Below are 21,333 nucleotides of genomic sequence, written 5' to 3'. Positions count from 1 at the left end.
AATGAACATAGGTAAGTAGTAGATTATACATCTTGTTAGGAGAAAAAATGGGAATACTAATTTTTTCGGATATAGACGGCACATTAATCAACTCAAAGCAAGAAGTAACACCGAAGACTAAACTTGCTATTCGTAAACAAATTATTAAAGGCAATGTGTTTGTACCAGTTTCTGCACGTATGCCTAAGGCAATTATGTCTGTTGTGGGAGAAATTACCAAATCATGTCCAATGGTAGCCTATAATGGTGCTTTGGTTTTAGATGAAATGGGTCATATCCTTGATTCTCATTTTATGTCTTCTTCAAAAGCTGCCAAAATATGTTCTTATATCGAAGGTAAAAATAATGGCGTTGTGTGGAATGTCTATAGTGACGACAACTGGTATTATTTCCCAGGTAATAATAATGGTTTGGTTGAAAATGAGGAGAAAATTGTTAAATTTAAAGCTCAACCTAGTTCGATTACTGAAATAGCGCAACTCAAAAATGTACATAAAATTTTGCTCATGGGAACGCCAAGCTTATTAGATGCTACTCAAAAAGAATTAAGGCGGCTCTATCCAGAACTCTATATAGTGAAATCTGCCGCAAATTTATTGGAGGTCGTTGTTAAACGAGTTTCTAAAGGTCAAGGGGTAAAAGTAATAGCCCAGGCTTTTGGCATGGAACTGAAAGACTGCTGGGCTTTTGGGGATAATTATAATGATGAGAAAATGCTTCAATCAGTAGGTCATCCTGTAATAATGGGAAATGCACCAGAAGACTTGAAAAAGAAATTTAGAACTACTTTAGATAACAACCACGATGGAATAGCTGCAGTACTTGATAGTTTAAATTAATCCTTTTTCGTTTGAAGTAAAGGAGATTCGGCTTTGTTGCCAAACCATTTGTGGTTAATCTTTGTTAAGGTACCATTTTTTGCCAGCTTTTCTAAGGCGTAATTAATTTTCTTGTGCAAGGTTAAGTCGCTTTTTCTCATACCTACACCAAATTCTTCTTTTGGAAAAGGACTTTCGATCTCAGTAAAGTTTTCCGGGTGTTTTTGCCGAGAAATATAATAATTTGCATAGGTGCTATCAATTAATAATCCTTGGATGCGGCCTGCATTTAGATCTATAAAAGCATTAGTAAAGGAATCATAGAGAATCGGGTCCTGATTTTTAATATGATTTTTAAAAACTTTTGGATATTTCATTACGTCATTATAGCCGGAAGAGCCGGTTTGAACGCCCAAAGTCTTATTTTTCATTGCGGCAATGGTATTAATTTTATTCTTTTTAAGACTTACTAATACCTGAGAAGTATATAAGTAAGTTTTACTAAAACTTACCTTAGCTTCACGCTCAGGGTTTTTGCTAAAACCATTCCATATGAGATCAATTGTGCCGTTTTTTAATTCAGTAGTATTCATAGACCAGTCAATTGTTTGAAAACTGACGTTAATACCATATTGTTTAAAAACAGCATTTGCGAGATCAACGTCGTAACCAATTAACTGACCATTTTTTTGCCTAAAGTCCATGGGTACAAAAGTATCATCTACACCAACTGTAACATAGCCACGTTGCTTGATATGAGACCAGTTGTCAACTGCGTTAGCTTTTCTATTAACTGATATGCCACTACAGGCAGAAATAAATAAAATACAGATGAGCGTTATTATGAGGGTTAAGAGGCGCTTGGTTTTCACTTATATTACCTTCTTATCATCTAATGCTTTTACTTTGAATACCTGATCGGCCACTTGGCTGGCAAATTCCATGTCATGAGTGACAATAATTTGCGTCATGTTGTTATTATTTTTAAGTTTTAAAATTATTTCTCCGACTTTTGTTCTTAAAGCAGGATCTAAAGCAGAAGTGGGTTCGTCATAACATAGAATATGGGGTTCCATTGCTAGCGCACGTACAATAGCTACTCTTTGTTGCTGACCTCCAGAAAGCTGATAGGGATAGAGCTGTTCTTTACCAATTAAATCTAGTTGTTCAAGTAACTTTCGCGCACGGGCTTGTGCTTGATCTGCACTTTCTTTTAAAACTAGTGTTGGTGCCAGGGTAATATTTTCGATTACAGTTAAATTGGGAAAAAGCTCATAGCTTTGAAAAACTACTCCGATAATATGACTTTTACTATCAGGAGCGGCCGGATCAAACTTTTGCCCATCCCACAAAAAATCACCGGAATCAATTTTTTCTAAACCACTTAAGCAACGCAGCAAAGTAGTTTTTCCCGCTCCAGATGGTCCCACAATGGCTAAAATTTGTCTGTCAGGAATGATTAAGTTTAACTTGTTTAAAATCGTACGAGAGCCAAATTTTTTGGTAATGTTTTTAAGTTCTAGCATAGTATTATTTCCCCTAATTTACTTCCACTTTGCAAAATTGTGTTCAATTTTTTTCAGCAAAAATGATGCGATACCCGTCATTAATAGATAAATTATACCGACTATCACTAAAGGAATTAATGTTACATCTCTTGCTGTAGCAACATTGCCGGCACGTAAGAGCTCACCCAAACCAATGACATAGACTAAAGAAGTATCTTTAACTAAGTTGATCACTTCATTGCCAATTGAGGGTATAACTATTTTGCTGACCTGAGGAATAATAATATGGCTCAATGTTTGCCAGTAATTTAATCTTAAAACGCGAGCACTTTCGTATTGACCTACAGGGATTGATTGAAAGCCACCACGGAATATCTCGGCAAAATAGGCTGTATAGTTTAAAATAAAGGCGAAAAGTGCTGCATCGTAGCGCTCAAAAATGATGCCGACTATCGGTAAACCATAGAAAATAAAAATTAATTGTAGCAGAAGAGGAGTACCCCGCATAATCCAAATGTAAAATTTTAAGATTAATCTTAAGGGCTTAAAATGCGAAAGCAAGCCTAGGCTGACTATAATTCCCAATGGAATAGAAACAATTAAAGTCCAAAAGAATAAAATTAATGTCATCTTTGCACCTGAAATTAAAGAGGGCATAATTGAAAGGATATAGTTCATTTTTTCTCCTTTTTACTGAATTTATTTTGATTAGAGAGGCTAATATGGCAACTCTTTTGATACTAGCTAAATTATATAAATTGATTAAAAAAATATGTGAAAAAATATATGTTTTAATCATAACATAGTTTTCGAAATTTTATTTAATCAATATGGAAATTTGTAACTTGCTGATAGTTAATTTTGATAAACATGACATGAAAAGAGCCACTAGCTGTAGCTAATGGCTCTTTAAAATGGTTTATGGTTGCTCAATTTGAATATCTGTTGGTTTATCCCAAGAGTTAGGTAATTTACCCATTTCTTTTAGCTTGGCAACGATTTGATCAAGTACAACTTCTCTAGCATGGTCATCAGTCATGAAGTCTAGCTTGTCACCATCAATTTCCATTTTAGGAGAATAATCGTATTTTTCATACCAGGGTTTGTAGTAACGCAAAAGTCTCTTATAATAATCTTCCAGCGTCGCGTCATAACTCAGCTGTTCGTATGGTCGACCACGTTTTTGAATCCTTTTAATCATAGTGTCATATGAAACCTTAATATGAACCAGAAGATCAGGATTTTTCTTTGGCATGTGCTTAAGTTCGCCCATCATATTATTGAGCAGTTCATAATATGTGTCAACTTCTTCTTTGGTAGCCCGACCAATGTCTGCATTCATTTGGAAGAAAAGTGCATCTTCATAAATTGAACGATCAAGAACGTTATTATCATCAGTTAATGCATCCTTGATACTACGAAAACGAGTATTTAGGAAAAATACCTGAAGTAAGAATGCATACTTTTTAGGATCGGCATAAAAAAGTGGCAAAACAGGATTGTTATCGACACTCTCATAAAATGGTTTGGTTCCTAAATACTTAGCTAATATACTGGTTAAACTGGATTTACCGGCTCCAATTGGCCCGCTTAAAACAATAACTGTCATCACGTTCCTTCTCTATTCTAAATTGCCTATTGCGTGCAACTTATTATCAATTTGATTTAAAACTTCTTTTTTTGCATCTTCATCGTAGATAAAATCGTATTTATCCCCATCAATTTTAATTTTAGGTGAGGCATCATATTTTTCATACCATGGTTCATAATACTTAATTAACCGTGCGTAGTAGTCTTTTAAACTGGGATCTGTGCTAATTTGTTCAAATGAACGTCCACGTTTTTTTATGCGCTTAAGCATAGTGTCTAGAGAAACGTGAATGTAAATTAGTAAATCTGGCTTTTTACTGGGATTACCTGGGGTATCTTCCATCATATTTTCGAGTAGACTATCATATATCTTAAACTCAGTTGGATCAGCCACTTTACTATCGGCGTTCATTTTGAAAAAGAGTGCGTCTTCATAAATCGAACGGTCTGAAACACTGTTTTTCTCTCGGATTGCCTGGTTGATTTGTGCTAAACGATGGTTAAGCAGATAGATATTAAGCAAAAAAGTATAGCGTTTCATGTCTTGGTAATATAAAGGAAGAACAGGATTATTATCTACTCCCTCGTAAAAAGCTTGTGTACCTAAGTGCTCAGCTAAAATACTAGTTAAACTGGATTTACCGGCTCCAATTGGCCCACTTAAAACAATAACTTGGATCACGTTCTTTCATAAATACAATATATAGATTCTTATTTAGTTTAATACGAGATATAGTGGTATACAAGCAAAAAGTAAATTAAAATTTTAATCAAAAAGTCAAGTAATTTTGTATAATACAGAAGTAAAAAGTTGTAGTTATTGTCAAAATTGAAAATTTGAACTTATGATTTTAAACTGTGTTACACGTGAAACCAAAATAAATCCTCCAAATTAAACTAATAATTATTAACTTGCAATAGAGTTAGAGCATGATGGAAATATTTATTCTATAGCAAGCCGTACAGCTTGCATTTAGCTTTTTTATTGTTAAAGCAAACGAAGCTGAAAGCAGTTGCATGATTTAATTCAATTAAAACATGATAATGATCTCTCAACTATGAAACAAATTTTTTTAAGAATGTAAAGCAGTTGCACTATTTATATACTGTTGCGAAGAAATAATTCTAAATATAAGAATTAAAAATAGATTGCTTTTATATTATAAAAGCCATAAAATGATAAATAAATTATAAAGGTAGTAGAAAATACTTCAAATAAAAAGGGCAAATTAGTATGTTTCATGCCGTAATTGGTACTTAGGGGATTTTTAGAAGAATGCTAAAGCCCACAATAATTAAATTATTTGAGAGCCTGCAGCTTTGAAATAGGTCAAAGATTAATGTTCTTTGCAAACTGTTTCTCTCAGGAAGATATGTCATTTTAGTATTAGCTCTAAAAATAGATGTTTTGACAGGAAGTAAATCATGGACGATACTATAACAAAATTTTCGCTTTGGACCTACATTAAACGTAATTCAGGCATGTATGTAATTCTGGCCATTTTCTATTTTGGCCGGAATTTAGCACAAACTGCTGCCAGCATTTTTAAAGGTAATGCACTTACTGCTTTGACTCAGCATAATTTAAACGGCTTTATGATTGATACAGGTTTAAACTTGCTTAGCTGGGGCTTTTTTCTGATTTTCTTTTTTTGTAGTTCACGATATTCTGCTGTAATCATCAAGGCTGTCGATAATTCCATTAGGAACGCATTGGCCCATATAATTGGTCGCCAAGAGTATGAAGACTTCAACAAGCACACGGAAGCTGACTATGTTTCCTGGTTTACTAACGATATTAACCAAATTAATCAAGATGGCTTTTTCAGTTTAGAGCAAACATTTAGCAGTGCACTCTTGGGCATTATTGCCAGTGTCATCCTGTTTTCTTACCATCCACTCTTATTTGTAACCACTTTGGTTTTTGCTGTTGTTATGATTTTATTTCCCCGTCTTTTTAAGAAAAAGTTGGAACAACTGTCGCAAAAACAAAGCAGGCAAAATGAAGTATTAACGTCAAAAATAACTGATGTTCTTGAGGGTTTTGTCAATCTGCTCACACTTGGTCAGCAAAAATTGCTCAATAAAATAGTTCTTGCGGCATCAGATAAGACTGGACAGGCTCGGGTTAATTACATTACGGAAATGTCCTTTTCTAATGCACTGATTAACCTGATTAGTGTATCTGCTCAAACTATTTTAACTGTTGAATCCGGATACCTGGCCTTTCATAACCAGATTCCAATTGGAGCTATTTTAATTGTTGGTTCAATGTCCGGGAATGTTTTTGGCAGCTTGACAGAAATCAGTATTGATCTAACTTCAATTCGGGCAGTTCAACCTATTTTTGACAAATATAATAAATTAGCTAATACGCAGGAAAAAACAGGGGATAAGAATGTTGCTCCTTTGACTCAGCAAATTGCATTTAGTGACCTTTCGTTCAGCTATCCTAATAGTGACAGACCTATTTTAATGAATGTTGCCGGCAGCATTAAGCGAGGGGAACGAGTGGCCATTGTTGGTCCGTCTGGTTGTGGCAAATCAACCCTTGTAAAATTAATTGGTGGTTTGTTAACAGGCTATCAAGGTTCGCTGACTTGGGATAATGATGAATACAGCGAACTTAATTTTAGTTCGCTGCACAAGCAGATTGCTTACATTGACCAGTCTGCCTATATTTTTGACGGCAGCCTGCGTTATAACATCACTTTAGATCGGGAGACAACTGACAAAGAAGTTAATGCTGCAATTACGCGTGCCGGTCTCGAAGAGTTTGTTGCTGACAGTGCCAACGGTCTTGACACTGTTTTAAAACATGCTGGTAATAATATTTCAGGTGGTCAAAAGCAACGAATTGCGCTTGCACGACAGTTACTTAATAATCCGCAAGTTATCTTAGCCGATGAAATTACTTCAGCAATAGATGAAAAAGATGGCCAGAAAATTGAACAAAGTCTGCTTGATTTGGACAACATCACTTTAGTCTACATTTCTCATCACTTGCGACCGGAAATCAAAAAGCAATTTGATCAAGTGATTGAATTGGGATGATAGAATAATATATCTTTTAACAACCAATTAAATAAGCTGGTGAAGCCTATTTTCGAGATTGGTAAAAACACCTACTAATAAGTATGGTTAATGAAAACAAATCAAACAGATAATTAGGTTTCCCTAAAATTCAGGATAAATAAAAAAAGGAAACCATCAAAATTGAGGTTTGCCTTTTTTGTGTAAGTATTATGTTCTTTTTCTAGAATCTGCCACATAAATTTGTCGATTGAGATTGAAAATACTATTTAACTCTAGATTCTTTAGATTCCTTTTTCTTTTCTTCGGCTTTATCTTGAACCTTGTCTTTTTGATCGCTAATTTTATCCTTAGTGTCACTAGCAGCCCCGGTGATACGGTCTTGTAAGCTGACAGAATCTTTTTCGTGTTGCTCTTTAGTTTTAATATCAACTACAGTAACATTGACTTCAACAGTATCAAGACCAGTCATTTCTTTGACTTTTTCTTGAATTTTTTGCTTAATTTGATCATATAGTTTAGTAATATCAACGCCATATTCTGCAACAATTTCAATGTCAACAGCTACTTGTTTTTTACCAACTTCAACGTTTACACCTGAAGTGACATCATCGCTGTTGACAATTTTATCAGCGATATTTGAGAAAAAGCCACCATTAACAGTTAATAAACCTTTAATATCTGATAAAGCAATACCAACAATTTTTTGAATTACTTTTGAATCGTATTTTAAGTCACCTTTAACTTCTGGTTTTGAACTACCTTGATTTGAACTTGATTGTACCATATTGCATATACTCCTTATATAAATTATTTATTTTGCAGCATTTTTTTGAACACTGGCCAGTAATGTCCAACCAAAAAGCCGCAGACTAACATCACGATGACAAAAATAGTTTTGAAAAATCCCAGTACCAAAAAGCATAATGCTAGTAAAACACCAATTACAGCACCGCTTATTTCTGGGAGGTATTTTTTGTATTCTTCTTTCATCTTAACCTCCTTCATTGAACGCGCTTTTCAGGTTTATCACCCTTGTGATAATTGATAAACTTGATTTTAATTTTTGGTTTTTGCTCAATTCCTAGCAACTGCTTCAGATTCTTTTTTAATTCTTCAAGATAATCGTCAAGTAGGACGGTAATGTTTTCACCTGGACCCAAGTCACCGCCAATTTTAATTTTAATCCGGCGTCCTGTTAACTTAGAACTGACTTTTGCATTATTTAAGTAAGGCAAGTCAGCAAGTGAATTCATTACATAGCTATTAATGGCTTTTGAAGTAACCTTAACTTGACCATCACGTTTATGAATTAAATTAAAGTTTCTCTGGACTGGCCAGAATAGGATGACAATTAAACTAACAATTAGTATTATAAAAACAATTAGACTGATACCAATTAAATACCAGGCAAATATTGGATTAAGAGAACCTAAATGCGGTAGTTTAATCTTTAAATATTTTTGCCAGAAACTACTGGTTTCCCATATTAAGTAACAAGGCACAGGTAATAGTAATAACATGCCTAATACCAATAGCCATTTTTTACTCCTCTTCAACTTATCACCATCCTCTCAGGGTTCATCTTAATAATAATACTGATTATTTTAACAGACTACTAATATGCACCGTATGTATACAATAATAGTTTGTAAAACAGCACACAAAAAAGGCAATGCATTTATGCATCGCCTTTTTGTATACCATTTAAATTAACTAGTTAGAAAATTTTGCACTTAATTTATTTGCTGCAGCCTGATCAACAATCAGAGTAACATTATTATGCTTTTGCAAGATTGAAGCTGGGACTTCTTCAGTTACTGGACCTTCAACCATCTTTTGAACAGCTTCAGCTTTATTATCACCAAAAGCCATAATGACGATTTCTTTGGCAGACATAATGTTTGCAATACCCATGCAAATTGCTGATTTAGGTACTTCGTCAATATTATTGAAGAAACGAGAATTGGCTTTAATAGTATTCTCTGTTAATTGTACTTCATGAGTAACAGAATCAAATGGTGTACCAGGTTCGTTAAATGCAATGTGGCCATTTTGACCTAAGCCTAATAGCTGAATATCAATTGGATTTTCAGCGATAATTTTATTATAGTCAGTGGCAGTTCCTTCTGGATCTTTAATAGCTTTAATTCCATCAGGAATATACGAGTGTTTGAATGGTTTTTTAGCAAATAGATTCTTTTGCATAAAATAGTGATAGCTCTGATCATTATCAGGAGTTAAACCTACATATTCATCAAGGTTAATACTAATTAAATTGCTGTTATCTAGATTACTCTCGGTCCATTCTTGATAGAGAGTTACAGGAGTCGATCCAGTTGCTAAACCAATTACTTTGCTGCCGTTTGCGATACTATTCTTAAATATTTCAAAACCTTTTTTACTGCCGTTAGTCTTGTCACTTGAGATAATAACTTTCATTTTATTTGCCCCTCCATAATCGTTATCTCAATTATAAATTGGTATATGCCAATTTGTCAATAAACTTAGTAATAATAGCAGGTATTGTTTTTGGTAAATAAAAAAGTTCAACTAATGCTTGTTTCACATGTAACATTAATTGGACTTTTTTAAAAATTTTATTCGCTTCTTAAAGCAATAGCAGCATCTTTTTTAGCAGCCATACGTGCCGGCAGGTGTCCGCCAACCATTGTTAGAACTGTTGAAATAAGGATTAGTATTAAAGCATGTACTGGATTAAGTTGGGCAACGTTAGCTAAATCTGTGATGGAGTATAAAAGACTGTTAATGGGGAAGACTAGCAGCCAGGCAACGACCACTCCCAAAATTCCAGAAAAGACACCCAGAATGAATGTTTCAGCATCAAACACTCTTGTGATATCTTTCTTACGGGCGCCTAAAGCCTTTAAAATACCAATTTCTTTCGTTCTTTCAAGAACAGATGTGTAAGTTAAAATGCCGATCATGATCATTGAAGTTACTAACGAAATAGCAGCAAATGCAACTAATACGGTAGTAATCCCATTAAGTAAGCCACCAGTCATTGAGGTAACGGCACTAGACATGTCAGTATAAATAATTTTATTCTTTCTTTTTTTACCCCGATTCCATTTATCTAAATAATCAAGCACTTTATCTTTAGCATCAAAATCGTTGGGATAAATCATGATACTCGTTGGAATGGTTGAACCACCAATTGATTGCAGCATCTGTTTCTTTTCTCGGGCATTCATATCTTGTCCGGTCATTACATTTTGTTTTGCCTTCTTCTGGGCTCGTACTATTTCTGATTTTTTATTTTTCTTGATAATGTTTTGAGTTAGCTGATCGCTGTAAGCAATTCCTGAAGACAGGAGTGCCATAGAATTCTCATCTTTTGGTCTAATGACACCTACAATTTGCATTTGGGTTTTGCTGTTGTCATACATAGAATTACTGATTTTTTGCGGAATAAACATTCCTGTTGGCAATTTTTGGTAATAATCATCGTTGTCGACAACTTTAAATTTCTTCCCAACAAATTTTTGATAATTTAACTTCTCACCAGGCGTAGCTTTCAATCCTAAGTTTTTAATAATATTAATGTTTAGTTTATTTTCGTTATCTGTTACTAAAACCAAATCTGTAGCCTTATGCGGCCATGCACCAGACAAAAGTTGATAATTTTCTTTAAGGAAATTGCTTTTACTGGAATTAAGTGTAGTAGGAAACACTGATGAGCCTAAGCCAGTGGCACTAATTGCTTGCATTCGCATTTGTGCAGCTGCTTGAGAGCTATCTGAATTAGCTGCAATAGGAGAAAATTGGACACGCTTAATTTTATTTTTGCTGCGAGTGAGCAAATTCAGGTTAATCCCACGCTGATAGGAAATATTGTTAGCATAATTGGGATTTATTTTTTTGACATAATTAACATATTTTTGATTAATTTTATTTTGATGAGTGGATTCCTGCATCTTATCTTTTTCAACGGTTAAATAACCCCGGTTTTTAACATTCTTTTCAGATTCGTTCCGGTCTGCAACGCTACTGGCATCAGTAGCAGTTTGATTGATGGTCACGGGATATTTAGCCAGTGCTTTACTCATGGTCGTATCAATTTGCTTTTGAAAGCCATTGGATAACGCTAAAACGACGGCAATAGAAATAATACCGATACTTGAAGCAAAAGCAGTTAAAGTTGTTCTGCCTTTTTTAGTCATAATATTGGTAAAGCTTAATTTAATAGCATTCCAATATGACATTTTAGTACGCTTTAATTTAAAAGTATCTTTTTCTTCTTCAGGAATAAAAGGATTGGAATCATTTAAAATTTTTCCATCCTGAAAGTTAACTATTCGGGTAGCATATTCCTGAGCTAACTTGGGATTGTGCGTAACCATAACTACCAAGCGGTCTTTTGACAGCTCTTTAATTAACTTCATAATCTGCTCAGAGGTTTCAGTATCAAGAGCGCCAGTGGGCTCGTCGCATAGCAAAATATCGGGATCATTAGCTAAAGCCCGAGCAATAGCTACACGTTGCATTTGACCACCCGACAATTGGTTAGGATTTTTAGAAATATGTTCTTTCAAACCGACTTGAGTTAAAGCGTCTATTGCTCTTTTGCGTCGTTCTGAGGCAGAAACTCCAGATAAATTCATCCCTAATTCAACATTGGCAATAATTGACAAGTGTGAGATTAAGTTATAATTCTGAAAAACAAAGCCGACAGAATTATTTCGATATGCATCCCAGTCAGTTTCCTTGAAATTCTTAGTAGATTTGCCATTAATAATGAGATCGCCGCTATCATAGCGATCAAGTCCACCGACAACATTTAATAACGTAGTTTTACCGGAACCGCTGGGACCTAAAATTGCAACAAATTCTTGGTTACGAAATGATATAGAAACATCGTCAAGTGCATGAGTAACCGTATCACCGACATGGTATGATTTACGTAAATCTTTTAATTGTAACATGTCTTTTTCTCTTTCTTTTAATAATTAATTAATAAGAGATAGTTTAACATTTATGAAAGAGCAACGCCAAAATATGATGGTTATTATCTTTGAATTATTTAGTGGATGATACCAGTAAAATCAAATAGAGCATAAATAGCAAAGAAAAGAATAATTAAAAATATGGCGACTAGATGTCGTTTCTTTTTAAGCAGTAAAACTGCTGCAAATTCACGCACAATTGCGTTTGGTAGAAAGTAAAGACGTGTATAGCATCCTACACCATTTGCATTTAGATCAGCTTCTTTTGCATAGAGGGAAGCTCTAAAAATATGGTAATTATTGCTAAAAAATTTTGCCTTGTAATTTTTACTGCCGAAATCTTTTGCAGCAACTGCGGCTGAAAATTTCATATTTTGGTATGTATTTTTGGAATTATCTTCTAATAAAATGTCTTTTGGCTCTATACCGCGAGCTATTGCATATTCTGTCATTGCTTGAGCTTCAGAAACTTTTTCATCTACACCTTTACCACCAGACATAATAAATTTAGGCATTTTCCGTCCTTTAGTGACTTGCTTTTGAGCATATTCAATAGCACGATTAATTCGACTGGCTAATAGTGGGGTGACTTGTTCACCGTGAGACAACCCAGCTCCTAAAACGATTAAATAGTCTTGGTTATATTGTCTAGGAACAATTTGGTAAAAGGTTAAATTAACCAAAAAGTTGTATGCGACAAAAAGAAGGTAGTCTAATATAGCTGTTGGCGCATATAGCAAAATTCTAACCCAAGAGGGCAAATTTCTAAAAGGACCAACTAGTGCAACTAACCAAACAACAATTATGCCAATACCGATAAAAAGAGTTAATAAGTTTGATAGGGTATGACTTTCACGTTTCCATACGATATAAGCATTCCATAGAAAAAATAGCCATGAAAAAGCTGCTAACAAAGTAATTGTTGCCACAAATAACACTATCAGAATTTCGTATGTCAGAATGAGAGGTCTCAAACTAGTAGATAAAATCATCACGGTCAGCCAAACGCCAAATGCCAATAAAAAAATAGTAAAAAGAATGCCATTAAGCAGTCTTCTAGGTTCTTTTAGCCAAGAAATTAGAAAAACTGCAAGAGTTGCTAGCATAATAAGTGAAAGAATTATAAATGAGCGGTTTTGATTTAATACTTCAAAAATTCTAATCATAATATCCTACCTTAGGTTTAAAGCTAAGTCTATTATAATAAAGATGAATAAAAAGCCATAGTAAATTAAAATATGATAGAATAATAAAGTTATTTCCCAGGAAATAGCTTACCACCATAATTGAAATTAAATTTTTAAAGATAAGATGACATTGCGAAAAAACGATCAAAGTTGCTTTTACTTATAGTTTGAAAAGAGTGAAATGAATGAAAAATTTTTTCTATTTTTTGGGGAATGTAATTACAATAATAGCCTCTTTTATAATTTATAGCGTAGTGCAACAATTTTATTTTTACCCTTACAGGTTAAGAAGAAAACTGCACTTAGGAAATATCTCTTTTATCCTGCTAACTATGATAATTACCGCAATAGCTTTATTAATATTGTTTTATTTATATCTTTTGCAATTAAAACATAGAAATGAACGTAATTATAATAGCAGACCACACTGGCAGTTTAAGAAGATATTACTTTCCCTTTTAGGCGTAATAATGTTGATTATAGTTAGTGCGACCATACAGTTGGCACTAGGTTTTAATTCGGATCAAACTTCAACTAATCAGAATCTTTTAGATCAATTTTCTCATCAAGCAGGAAACTTTTTTCCGGTGATGGTAATATTTATAGGCCCAGTATTTGAAGAATTTATTTTTCGTGGCTTTTTCTTTAACACTTTCTTTTACAAAAATTCGAATTTAAATAAATGGTTAGGCATTCTTTTCAGTGGACTTATCTTTGGATATGTACATGATCCTGGACTTACGAAATATATACTGGTCTATTGGGCATTAGGCTGTGTATTAGCCTGGGTTTACACAAGTACCAGAGATTTGCGCTATTCAATGTTATCTCATATGATTTTTAATGCATTAGGATTCATATAAAAAACCTGATAAACTGATGCTTAATAGGCAATGTAGTTTATCAGGCTTTTTTAATGTAAGAATATTTTTGAAAGTTAATTTGTAGTGCTAATTCCTGTTTGTTCTGGATTTTTAGGAGTAGTTTTTGCTAAAAGAGCCAAGCTAATGGAAATCATATCAACCACTTCCTGCAAAATTGCTCCCCAAAATGCAGGGATAATACCAGTAAATGCAATTAATTCGATGATAACTACGATTGTAATAGCAGTTAATACATCAATATTGGCAACTTTCATAGTATGTTTAGAAATTGCTACAGCATCATTAATTTTGGACAAGTCGTTTACCATGATAATGGCATCTGCACTTTCACTGGCGGCAGATGCACCTTTGGCTCCCATGGCTATACCGACATCTGCAGCTGACAAACTAGGGGCGTCATTAATGCCGTCACCAGTCATAACTACTGGTCTCTGATCTTGCGGAACATTTTTAATTGCAGCTATCTTTTCAGCGGGTAACAGACTATAGCGTATATCATGCACTCCAACTGTTTGTCCAATTTTATCAGCCACATCTTTGTGGTCTCCTGTCAACATCATAATGTGTGCATTACTTTGACGTTTCAAACGTGCTATTGTCTCAGCACTTTCAGGACGAACTTGATCCTTAAATGTAATGTAACCGGCATACTCATCGTCAATTGAAATGTAAACTGCGGTAGCGTTGACTGTCGCAGCTTTTTCGTGTGGGTTAACATAGTCTAACTTACCGACTTTCACTAAATGTCCCTCGACAATGCCGCTAATGCCTTGACCAGTTGATTCTTTGATATTTGTAGCCGGTTTTAAAAGGTTCTTATCAGCTACATTGACCAGTGAATTAGCGATAATATGACTAGATTGTTGTTCAACGCTGGTAGCGTAACTTTGCAGGGTTTCTGGACTATAACTACTATTATTGGCAGGTATTATTTCATCGATTACCAACTGATTTTCAGTTAAAGTACCTGTTTTATCAAAAGCAAAAGTTTTTGCTGTAGCCAGTTTTTCTAAAGTGGGACCGGACTTAACTATAATATGATGCTTGGACATGGAACTCATGCCGGATACCAGTGCAACTGGTGCGGCAATTAGTAATGGACAAGGTGAAGCCACAACCATGACTTCTGCAAAGTTCACAGGATTGCCCGAATGGATCCAGGCAGCGATTCCTATTACCAGGGAAATAATGGTAAATGGAACAGCGTAGCGGTCAGCCATTTTTACAAACTTGGCCGGTTTTGCCTGCGATGATTCGACAAGTGAAACAATTGTTTGATATTCAGAATCGCTCGCTTTTTTAGTGACAGCCATTTCTACCGCCACGCTGCCATTAATCGAGCCAGACATTAATTCATCGCCAGTTTTTTTAGCAACCGGCACAGATTCTCCTGTTAATGATGACTGGTCAAAACTAGATTCACCACTAACTACTTTACCATCAACTGGAACTTGTTCACCTGGTTTAATTAAAACGTGATCTCCAATTTTTAGTTGCTCAACGTCAACAGAAACTAGTTCATTGTTCACAATTTTGTTGGCAATAGTAGGTGAATTGCTTAAAAGAGAGCGTAGTTCTTTATCTGCTTGTCCAGTAGCATAGTCTTCTAATGTTTGACCACCAGTCATCATGACTAAAATCATCCATTCAGCCCAAATGTCACCAATCAGTATAGTGGAAACAACGGCGATAACAGCCAAAATATCAACGCCATAACGTCCGGATTTAAAATCACTGGCGATTTCGGCAAGTAAAGAAATTGCCATCATTATACCTACAATATCGATTAATACTGCTTGAATAGGAAACTGCAAGTTTCCTATCTTAAAAAGACTTTTGGTCTTTAAGCCGAATTGGCAAAAAAGACCTATTATCCCAATTGCTAATACAAGAATAAATTTCCATTGGCGTTTAAAACTCATTAATAGTAGCCTCCCGTAAGTTAAACTAATTATTATGTTTTCTATTTTAACACTAAATACTCAATTTTATTTAGAATAAGTCTAAATTAGATGCAAATTAATATAAAAAAAGAAGGTAATTTTTACCTTCTTTAAATTAGTGATCTTTTAGTTTAATAATCTTGTTGAACTGGGTTTCAGTTTTTATCGGCTTAGTTTTAGACGTTAATTTAGAATTTTTAATTTCAGGGAAATTATTTTCATCCTTAGAGGGTTGAATATGAAAAATTTTAGTCCGTCCTAAAGAATCAATTATATCTGTAGATGACATTGTAATAAAGTTGTCATTGTCACCATGATCATCAGTTTCTGCAAAATAATGGTTAATTTTTGCAATTCCTTTTTCTGAAAAATGTTCTTCGTGAGCCAAATCTAGAAGAAGGGCATGCAAACGAGTAGCTGATACCAATTCATGCTGCAATATTATAAAGATCCAGGAAAAATTGGAATCCATTGATTTAAAACGTTTTGTAACTTTGTCTTTATAGAACGCATCAGTGATTTTAGCCGCTTCTTCCATATTATCTGCGTTTTGTGCCAGCTCCTTTAGTTGGGACACCAATTCAGATTTCTCTTCAAGTGAAAGCTCTTGATCATTTGGGTAAGTCCAATTTTTTATAATTGCGCTTATCAAAAATGTCAATTGCGCAGAAATTGTTTTACTTGCCATAATAGTGCTCTTCTTTTCTGATTATTTAAGGAATATCCATTGCTTCTTTTTAACTAACTTGGCAAGGCGTTATTTAATTTTGAAAGTAAAATGATTATATTCAATAAATATATATATATCAAAAAATAAGTATTAAACTAAAATCAATTTTTAACATTGTATTAACCAAATAGCTGGATTACCAAATAAAAGTACTGGTGTTTCCCTATTAATGATTATTATATCTTAATTTGTAATAAAGTACACTAAAAAGGAATAAACAAAAATAAATTTTCAGTATATTTTATAACAGCTTATCTTTGGTAATGGGAATCACCTTATATTCTTTCTCAAAATTATGAGAAATGTAATTAAAAGCTTTAATCCATTCACGCCTGGTTAATAGTCCTTGGAAAACACCATAGTCATCAACCACAGGCAAAAAAGCATTGTCAACTAACAGATGGAGTTGGGTTTCCAATGTAGTCTGAACAAAGTTGATTTTATCAAATTTGGTTTGCATCACATCTCGAACTAATAATTTATTTAAAGGCTCAAGTGAAATGCTATCTGTTTCCATCATTTTATCTGTGATCATTGCTAAGCTTAATAAGCCAACAACACGATTTTTACGGTCAAGTACTGGTATTTTTGAGTATTTTACACGGGTTAGAATCATAAAAGCGTGATACAAGGGGTTGTCATCTTCGACGAATGCAATGCGAGAAGCAGGAATAATGAATGAACCTGATTTTTCTTCTAGTAAGTGTTTTATTGTGGGTGAGAACATTAAATATAACCTTTCGTTATGAGAACAATGGGTAGCTAAATTTATACTATAACAAAGAAAAAAGGCCCGCAAGTTGTGCGAGCCTGTTAGTTTTCATCTACTTTGAAGGAGTAAGAATGAATGAAATAAAAAAGTGGGAGTATGTAGTAAGTTTTGCTATTGCTTACTACATTTAAAATGATATCTCTAAAATATGAAGTTAAAGTAGAAAAACTCTTATAAAAGAGTAAAGAATTTCTTTAGAACTGTTTAAGAGCATAGAAAAACTCACGTAACGCACGTGAGTCGAAAGGGATAGATATGAAAATGACCTGTAAAGTCATTTCGGTTTTTTCATTATTATACTTGGAGGAGTATGAATGAAAAACAAAAAGTTGAGTGTGATATAAGAAAAATGTATATCTTTCCTATATCACAATTATAGTATAAATAAAAAATGTGAAAAAAGTATGACGAAAATCTCAAAATGCAAATTTTAGGTAACTACAAAATTGTTTGTTGCAAAACTCCTTGTTATAATTAGTTTTACTTTATTTGAAAAAATTGAAATTTTAAGGAGAAAAATGGGAAAACAAGATTATCGTAAAAAGATCGTTTTTTGGCTTCGTTTTTCAGGGTGGCTTTGCCTGTTGCCAGCATCTGGCTGGCTTTGGCTGTATCAGATGTTTAGTCGAGGTGCTTTAGGATACACGCTTTTAGGGGAACTCGTTTTTACAGTCTTATTTGCTGTTTATATTTTGACAACCGCACAAAGCGAGCGCTGGTTAAAACCAACAAACATTTTTGTCTTATTAATACTTACAGTGCTTTTTGGCTCATTTATAATTCTAATTCCGCTTTGCTTTGCTTATAACAATTGTCGCAAGCTGAATAACGGATAATAGGGAAAAATATTTAAATTTGGTAAAAGTTTGAGAGCTTTTTTTTAGTTGCAAATCTTTAGGAGTACTATATTCGATAGTACATTTTATTAATATTGAGAAAGATATGAAATTATGGCTAAAAAAGAAAAAACGGATTCACGTGCTAAACGTGTTGGTAAGTTTGTTTTGACGACAATTATCTATTGCGTCATTCTAATGGTACTGATTTATTTGTATCAATATAGTGGGTTAACATCTGTTCACTTTATCTACAATGAATTTTAAAGCTGGTACACTAATATGATTGAAAATATAATTAAAAAAATTGATGAAGTTGCTCAGGCAGAGCCTGAACGTATTGCATATGACTATTTAGGTAAAACTAATACGTATAGTGATCTAAAAAAGCGTTCAGATGAATGGGCTCATAGGATTGTAAGTTTGAATCTTTCTCCTAAGAGTCCTGTGATGATTTGGGGCGGGCAGGATTTTGAAATGATTGCCAGTTTTCTTGGTTGTGTAAAGTCTGGACATGCATATATTCCTATTGCCAGCTATTCAAATGCTGAAAGAATAGTTATGATTCAGGAAGTTTCTCATGCTGAAGCAATTTTAGCAATTGATGAATTGCCGAAAATTGATTTGCCGCCTATTAAAGTAGTGCGTCCTGCTGATGTAGAAAAAGGAGATTTTGAATCTGATCCTGCCATCTATGTACAGGGTGACGACAATTTTTACGTTATTTTTACATCAGGCACAAGTGGCAAACCTAAAGGCGTGCAAATTAGTCATAATAACTTGCTCAGCTTCGTCAACTGGGAAATGACGGACTTTGATTTGCCAGAACATCCTTCATTTTTGTCCCAAGCGCCATACTCATTTGACCTCTCAGTCATGAGTCTTTATCCTGCTTTAGTCGGGGCAGGTAAATTGGTGGCTTTGCCACATGAAGTTACGCAAAATTTTGCTCAGTTATTTCAGACTTTGCCTAAGTTGCAATTTAATGTTTGGGTATCAACGCCGTCATTTGCGCAGATGTGTTTTTTAGATAAAACTTTTACTGCTGCGAATCATCCAGATTTAACTCACTTTATGTTTTGTGGTGAAGAATTACCACACAGCGAAGTGGTAACGTTAAAAAACAAATTCCCCCAGGCGCGTATTTTTAATACCTATGGCCCGACTGAAACTACAGTTGCAGTTACTCAGGTAGAAATTACTGATGCTGTTTTAAAGAAATATGATCGTCTTCCAATTGGCAAGGTTAAGGCAGATACCAAAATTATTATTGATAAATCTAAAGGTGACCAGCCTGATGAAGGCGAAATTATTATTTCTGGACCAAGTACTTCTAAGGGCTATATGAATAACCCCGAAAAAACAGCTAAAGCATTCTTTAAAAAACCGGGTGACCAATATATGAGCCACCGCTCAGGGGACGAAGGCTTCTTTGACCAGGATATGCTCTTTTACCGCGGCAGAATTGATTTTCAGATCAAGTTTAATGGCTATCGTATTGAATTGGAAGAAATCAACCACTATATTGGTATGAACAAATTGGTTGATCACGGTGTAGCTGCACCAAAATATAATCAGGATCATACGGTTAAGCAAATTGTTGCCGAAATTAAACTCAAAGATGGGGTAAAAGAGCAGTATTCTGAAGCAGAAATTACTAAGATGATCAGAGCAGATTTAGCTAAAGAACTGATGCCATATATGATTCCACAGCGTTATGTTTACCGTGAAACATTGCCGGTATCGCAAAATGGTAAGGTTGATATTAAGGCTGTCATTAAGGAGGTCAACGAGTAGTGAACGCTAATTTCATTAACTTGCAGCCATATTCCAATCCGCATTATTTCGTGTATCTGATGATTGGCTTAATACCTATTATCATCGGGCTGTATTGGGGTCACCGCTTAAAAATCTATGAGGTTGTATTCTCATTAATTTTCTTGTTTCTCATTTTTGATGGTGAAAAATGGCAACAGGGCGTTAGTTTAATCATCTATATTTTGTTTCAGTTGCTGGTCACTTATGGCTATCTTTATTATCGCCGTCGTAAAAACAGTCCAAATAGAACCTGGGTTTTCTACTTAGCTGTAATTTTAGCAATCGTGCCCCTGGTTTTGGTTAAAGTACAGACTGCTTTCCCGCAAGCTAAAATTCCTGGAGTTTTAGCTTTTCTGGGGATTTCTTATCTGACTTTTAAGACAGTTCAGGTCGTGATGGAAGTACGCGATGGCGCTATTAAAGAACTTAACTTGGGAACCTATCTTCGTTTTCTCCTGTTCTTTCCGACCATTTCTTCGGGACCGATCGATCGTTACCGCAGATTTGCCAAAGAATGTGACACGGTGCCAAAGCGTGAGCAATATCTAAACGATTTAGAGCTGGCAACACGTTATTTGTTTCAAGGCTTCCTCTATAAATTTGTTCTTGGCTGGTTCTTTGGTACCTATTGGCTGCCCCGAATCACTCGAGCTGCTTTAATTACAGGTACAGCTGTGGGCGGCTTAAAACTATCCTGGTGGGTAGTAGCCTACATGTACTGCTACAGTATGTATTTGTTCTTTGACTTTGCGGGTTATTCCTTGTTTGCAGTGTCGATTTCCTACTTTATGGGCATTCACACTCCAATGAACTTTAACAAGCCGTTTATTTCGCAAAACATCAAAGAATTCTGGAACCGTTGGCATATGACCTTGTCTTTCTGGTTTCGGGACTACATCTACATGCGTTTTACCTTCTTTGCAATGAAGAAAAAGCTGTTCAAAAACCCGGTCAGGCTGTCGCAGGCAGCTTACCTGCTCTTATTCCTAGTGATGGGCTTCTGGCATGGACTAACCTGGTATTATATTGTTTATGGCTTGTTCCATGCTTTTGCCATCATCATCAATGATTGCTGGTTGCGGTTCAAAAAGAAGCACAAAAATAAGCTGTCATCAAACAAATACACGAAATGGCTGGCAATTTTTGTTACTTTTAATGTTGTTTGTTTCAGTTTCCTGATTTTTTCAGGTTTCCTCAGCCAATTATGGTTTGGCTGGAAATAGACAATGATTTTATTTAAGGAGTTT

Annotated in this window: 21 protein-coding genes; 7 read left to right on the top strand and 14 right to left on the bottom strand. The window is 34.6% G+C overall.

The genetic code is table 11. The features are described 5' to 3' along the window. Positions 1-47: 47 nt before the first annotated feature. Positions 48-839, top strand: a complete 792-nt coding sequence (locus DKL58_RS09375) for a Cof-type HAD-IIB family hydrolase (protein WP_109586953.1) — start codon at positions 48-50, stop codon at positions 837-839. Here the strand turns inward: DKL58_RS09375 and DKL58_RS09370 are convergent. The 5 genes from DKL58_RS09370 to DKL58_RS09350 all read right to left on the bottom strand — a co-directional run bounded on the left by DKL58_RS09370 (position 836) and on the right by DKL58_RS09350 (position 4,598). Continuing rightward, entirely contained in the window at positions 836-1,690 is an 855-nt protein-coding gene (locus DKL58_RS09370) for an amino acid ABC transporter substrate-binding protein (RefSeq protein ID WP_109586952.1), read from the bottom strand. The genes DKL58_RS09375 and DKL58_RS09370 overlap by 4 nt on opposite strands. Next, a complete protein-coding gene (locus tag DKL58_RS09365) occupies positions 1,691-2,344 on the bottom strand; it encodes an amino acid ABC transporter ATP-binding protein (protein ID WP_109586951.1) in 654 nt (217 codons plus the stop codon). It lies immediately after the preceding gene. Positions 2,345-2,362: 18 nt separating this feature from the next. Beyond that, the gene (locus DKL58_RS09360; protein ID WP_045928853.1) at positions 2,363-3,004 is read right to left on the bottom strand and encodes an amino acid ABC transporter permease; all 642 of its coding nucleotides are present in this window, start codon (positions 3,002-3,004) and stop codon (positions 2,363-2,365) included. Positions 3,005-3,245: 241 nt separating this feature from the next. Next, positions 3,246-3,935: a deoxynucleoside kinase gene (locus DKL58_RS09355; protein WP_109586950.1), complete on the bottom strand. Its 690-nt coding sequence runs from the start codon at positions 3,933-3,935 to the stop codon at positions 3,246-3,248. A gap of 12 nt (positions 3,936-3,947) precedes the next feature. Continuing rightward, the gene (locus DKL58_RS09350; RefSeq protein ID WP_109586949.1) at positions 3,948-4,598 is read right to left on the bottom strand and encodes a deoxynucleoside kinase; all 651 of its coding nucleotides are present in this window, start codon (positions 4,596-4,598) and stop codon (positions 3,948-3,950) included. 743 nt (positions 4,599-5,341) lie between these two features. Between DKL58_RS09350 and DKL58_RS09345 the strand changes: the two genes are divergently transcribed. Then, entirely contained in the window at positions 5,342-6,970 is a 1,629-nt protein-coding gene (locus DKL58_RS09345) for an ABC transporter ATP-binding protein (protein ID WP_109586948.1), read from the top strand. 244 nt (positions 6,971-7,214) lie between these two features. Here DKL58_RS09345 and DKL58_RS09340 read toward each other — a convergent pair whose 3' ends face one another. From DKL58_RS09340 to DKL58_RS09315, 6 genes are all read right to left on the bottom strand, one after another. Continuing rightward, positions 7,215-7,745 carry an Asp23/Gls24 family envelope stress response protein gene (locus DKL58_RS09340; RefSeq protein WP_379854803.1) on the bottom strand — a complete coding sequence of 177 codons (531 nt, stop codon included), beginning with the start codon at positions 7,743-7,745 and terminating at the stop codon, positions 7,215-7,217. A gap of 14 nt (positions 7,746-7,759) precedes the next feature. Next, complete coding sequence (locus tag DKL58_RS09335) at positions 7,760-7,942, bottom strand: DUF2273 domain-containing protein (RefSeq protein ID WP_045928847.1); 183 nt, start codon at positions 7,940-7,942, stop codon at positions 7,760-7,762. 11 nt (positions 7,943-7,953) lie between these two features. Beyond that, on the bottom strand, positions 7,954-8,508 hold the full coding sequence (gene amaP, locus DKL58_RS09330) for an alkaline shock response membrane anchor protein AmaP (RefSeq protein ID WP_162542360.1): 555 nt from the start codon (positions 8,506-8,508) through the stop codon (positions 7,954-7,956). Between the two features lie 157 nt (positions 8,509-8,665). Then, positions 8,666-9,391, bottom strand: a complete 726-nt coding sequence (locus DKL58_RS09325) for a glucosamine-6-phosphate deaminase (RefSeq protein WP_109586946.1) — start codon at positions 9,389-9,391, stop codon at positions 8,666-8,668. 158 nt (positions 9,392-9,549) lie between these two features. Then, positions 9,550-11,895 (bottom strand): ABC transporter ATP-binding protein/permease, encoded by a 2,346-nt coding sequence (locus DKL58_RS09320; protein WP_109586945.1) that lies wholly within the window; start codon positions 11,893-11,895, stop codon positions 9,550-9,552. Between the two features lie 98 nt (positions 11,896-11,993). Continuing rightward, entirely contained in the window at positions 11,994-13,085 is a 1,092-nt protein-coding gene (locus DKL58_RS09315) for a YdcF family protein (protein WP_420812280.1), read from the bottom strand. Between the two features lie 203 nt (positions 13,086-13,288). On the opposite strand from DKL58_RS09315, the gene DKL58_RS09310 reads away from it, so the two are divergent. Beyond that, positions 13,289-13,966: a CPBP family intramembrane glutamic endopeptidase gene (locus DKL58_RS09310; RefSeq protein WP_109586943.1), complete on the top strand. Its 678-nt coding sequence runs from the start codon at positions 13,289-13,291 to the stop codon at positions 13,964-13,966. A gap of 74 nt (positions 13,967-14,040) precedes the next feature. Here the strand turns inward: DKL58_RS09310 and DKL58_RS09305 are convergent, their stop codons facing one another. The 3 genes from DKL58_RS09305 to cbpB form a co-directional block, all read right to left on the bottom strand. Beyond that, a complete protein-coding gene (locus DKL58_RS09305; RefSeq protein WP_109586942.1) occupies positions 14,041-15,909 on the bottom strand; it encodes a heavy metal translocating P-type ATPase in 1,869 nt (622 codons plus the stop codon). Between the two features lie 136 nt (positions 15,910-16,045). Continuing rightward, positions 16,046-16,618 carry a hypothetical protein gene (locus DKL58_RS09300; protein WP_109586941.1) on the bottom strand — a complete coding sequence of 191 codons (573 nt, stop codon included), beginning with the start codon at positions 16,616-16,618 and terminating at the stop codon, positions 16,046-16,048. Positions 16,619-16,901: 283 nt separating this feature from the next. After that, positions 16,902-17,387, bottom strand: a complete 486-nt coding sequence (cbpB, locus tag DKL58_RS09295; protein ID WP_034978546.1) for a cyclic-di-AMP-binding protein CbpB — start codon at positions 17,385-17,387, stop codon at positions 16,902-16,904. A gap of 563 nt (positions 17,388-17,950) precedes the next feature. Between cbpB and DKL58_RS09290 the strand changes: the two genes are divergently transcribed. The 4 genes from DKL58_RS09290 to dltB all read left to right on the top strand — a co-directional run bounded on the left by DKL58_RS09290 (position 17,951) and on the right by dltB (position 21,309). Next, complete coding sequence (locus DKL58_RS09290) at positions 17,951-18,268, top strand: hypothetical protein (RefSeq protein ID WP_109586940.1); 318 nt, start codon at positions 17,951-17,953, stop codon at positions 18,266-18,268. Positions 18,269-18,382: 114 nt separating this feature from the next. Beyond that, a complete protein-coding gene (locus DKL58_RS09285; protein WP_109586939.1) occupies positions 18,383-18,535 on the top strand; it encodes a teichoic acid D-Ala incorporation-associated protein DltX in 153 nt (50 codons plus the stop codon). A 15-nt stretch (positions 18,536-18,550) separates the two neighbouring features. After that, a complete protein-coding gene (dltA, locus tag DKL58_RS09280) occupies positions 18,551-20,065 on the top strand; it encodes a D-alanine--poly(phosphoribitol) ligase subunit DltA (RefSeq protein WP_109586938.1) in 1,515 nt (504 codons plus the stop codon). Next, positions 20,065-21,309: a D-alanyl-lipoteichoic acid biosynthesis protein DltB gene (gene dltB / locus DKL58_RS09275; protein WP_109586937.1), complete on the top strand. Its 1,245-nt coding sequence runs from the start codon at positions 20,065-20,067 to the stop codon at positions 21,307-21,309. Before dltA ends, dltB begins: the two co-directional genes overlap by 1 nt. Positions 21,310-21,333 lie beyond the last annotated feature (24 nt).

Source organism: Lactobacillus kullabergensis (assembly GCF_003151025.1).
Classification (GTDB): domain Bacteria; phylum Bacillota; class Bacilli; order Lactobacillales; family Lactobacillaceae; genus Lactobacillus; species Lactobacillus kullabergensis.
Note: the sequence above shows the minus strand (reverse complement) of the source record. Positions and strands in the feature narration are given on the sequence as shown.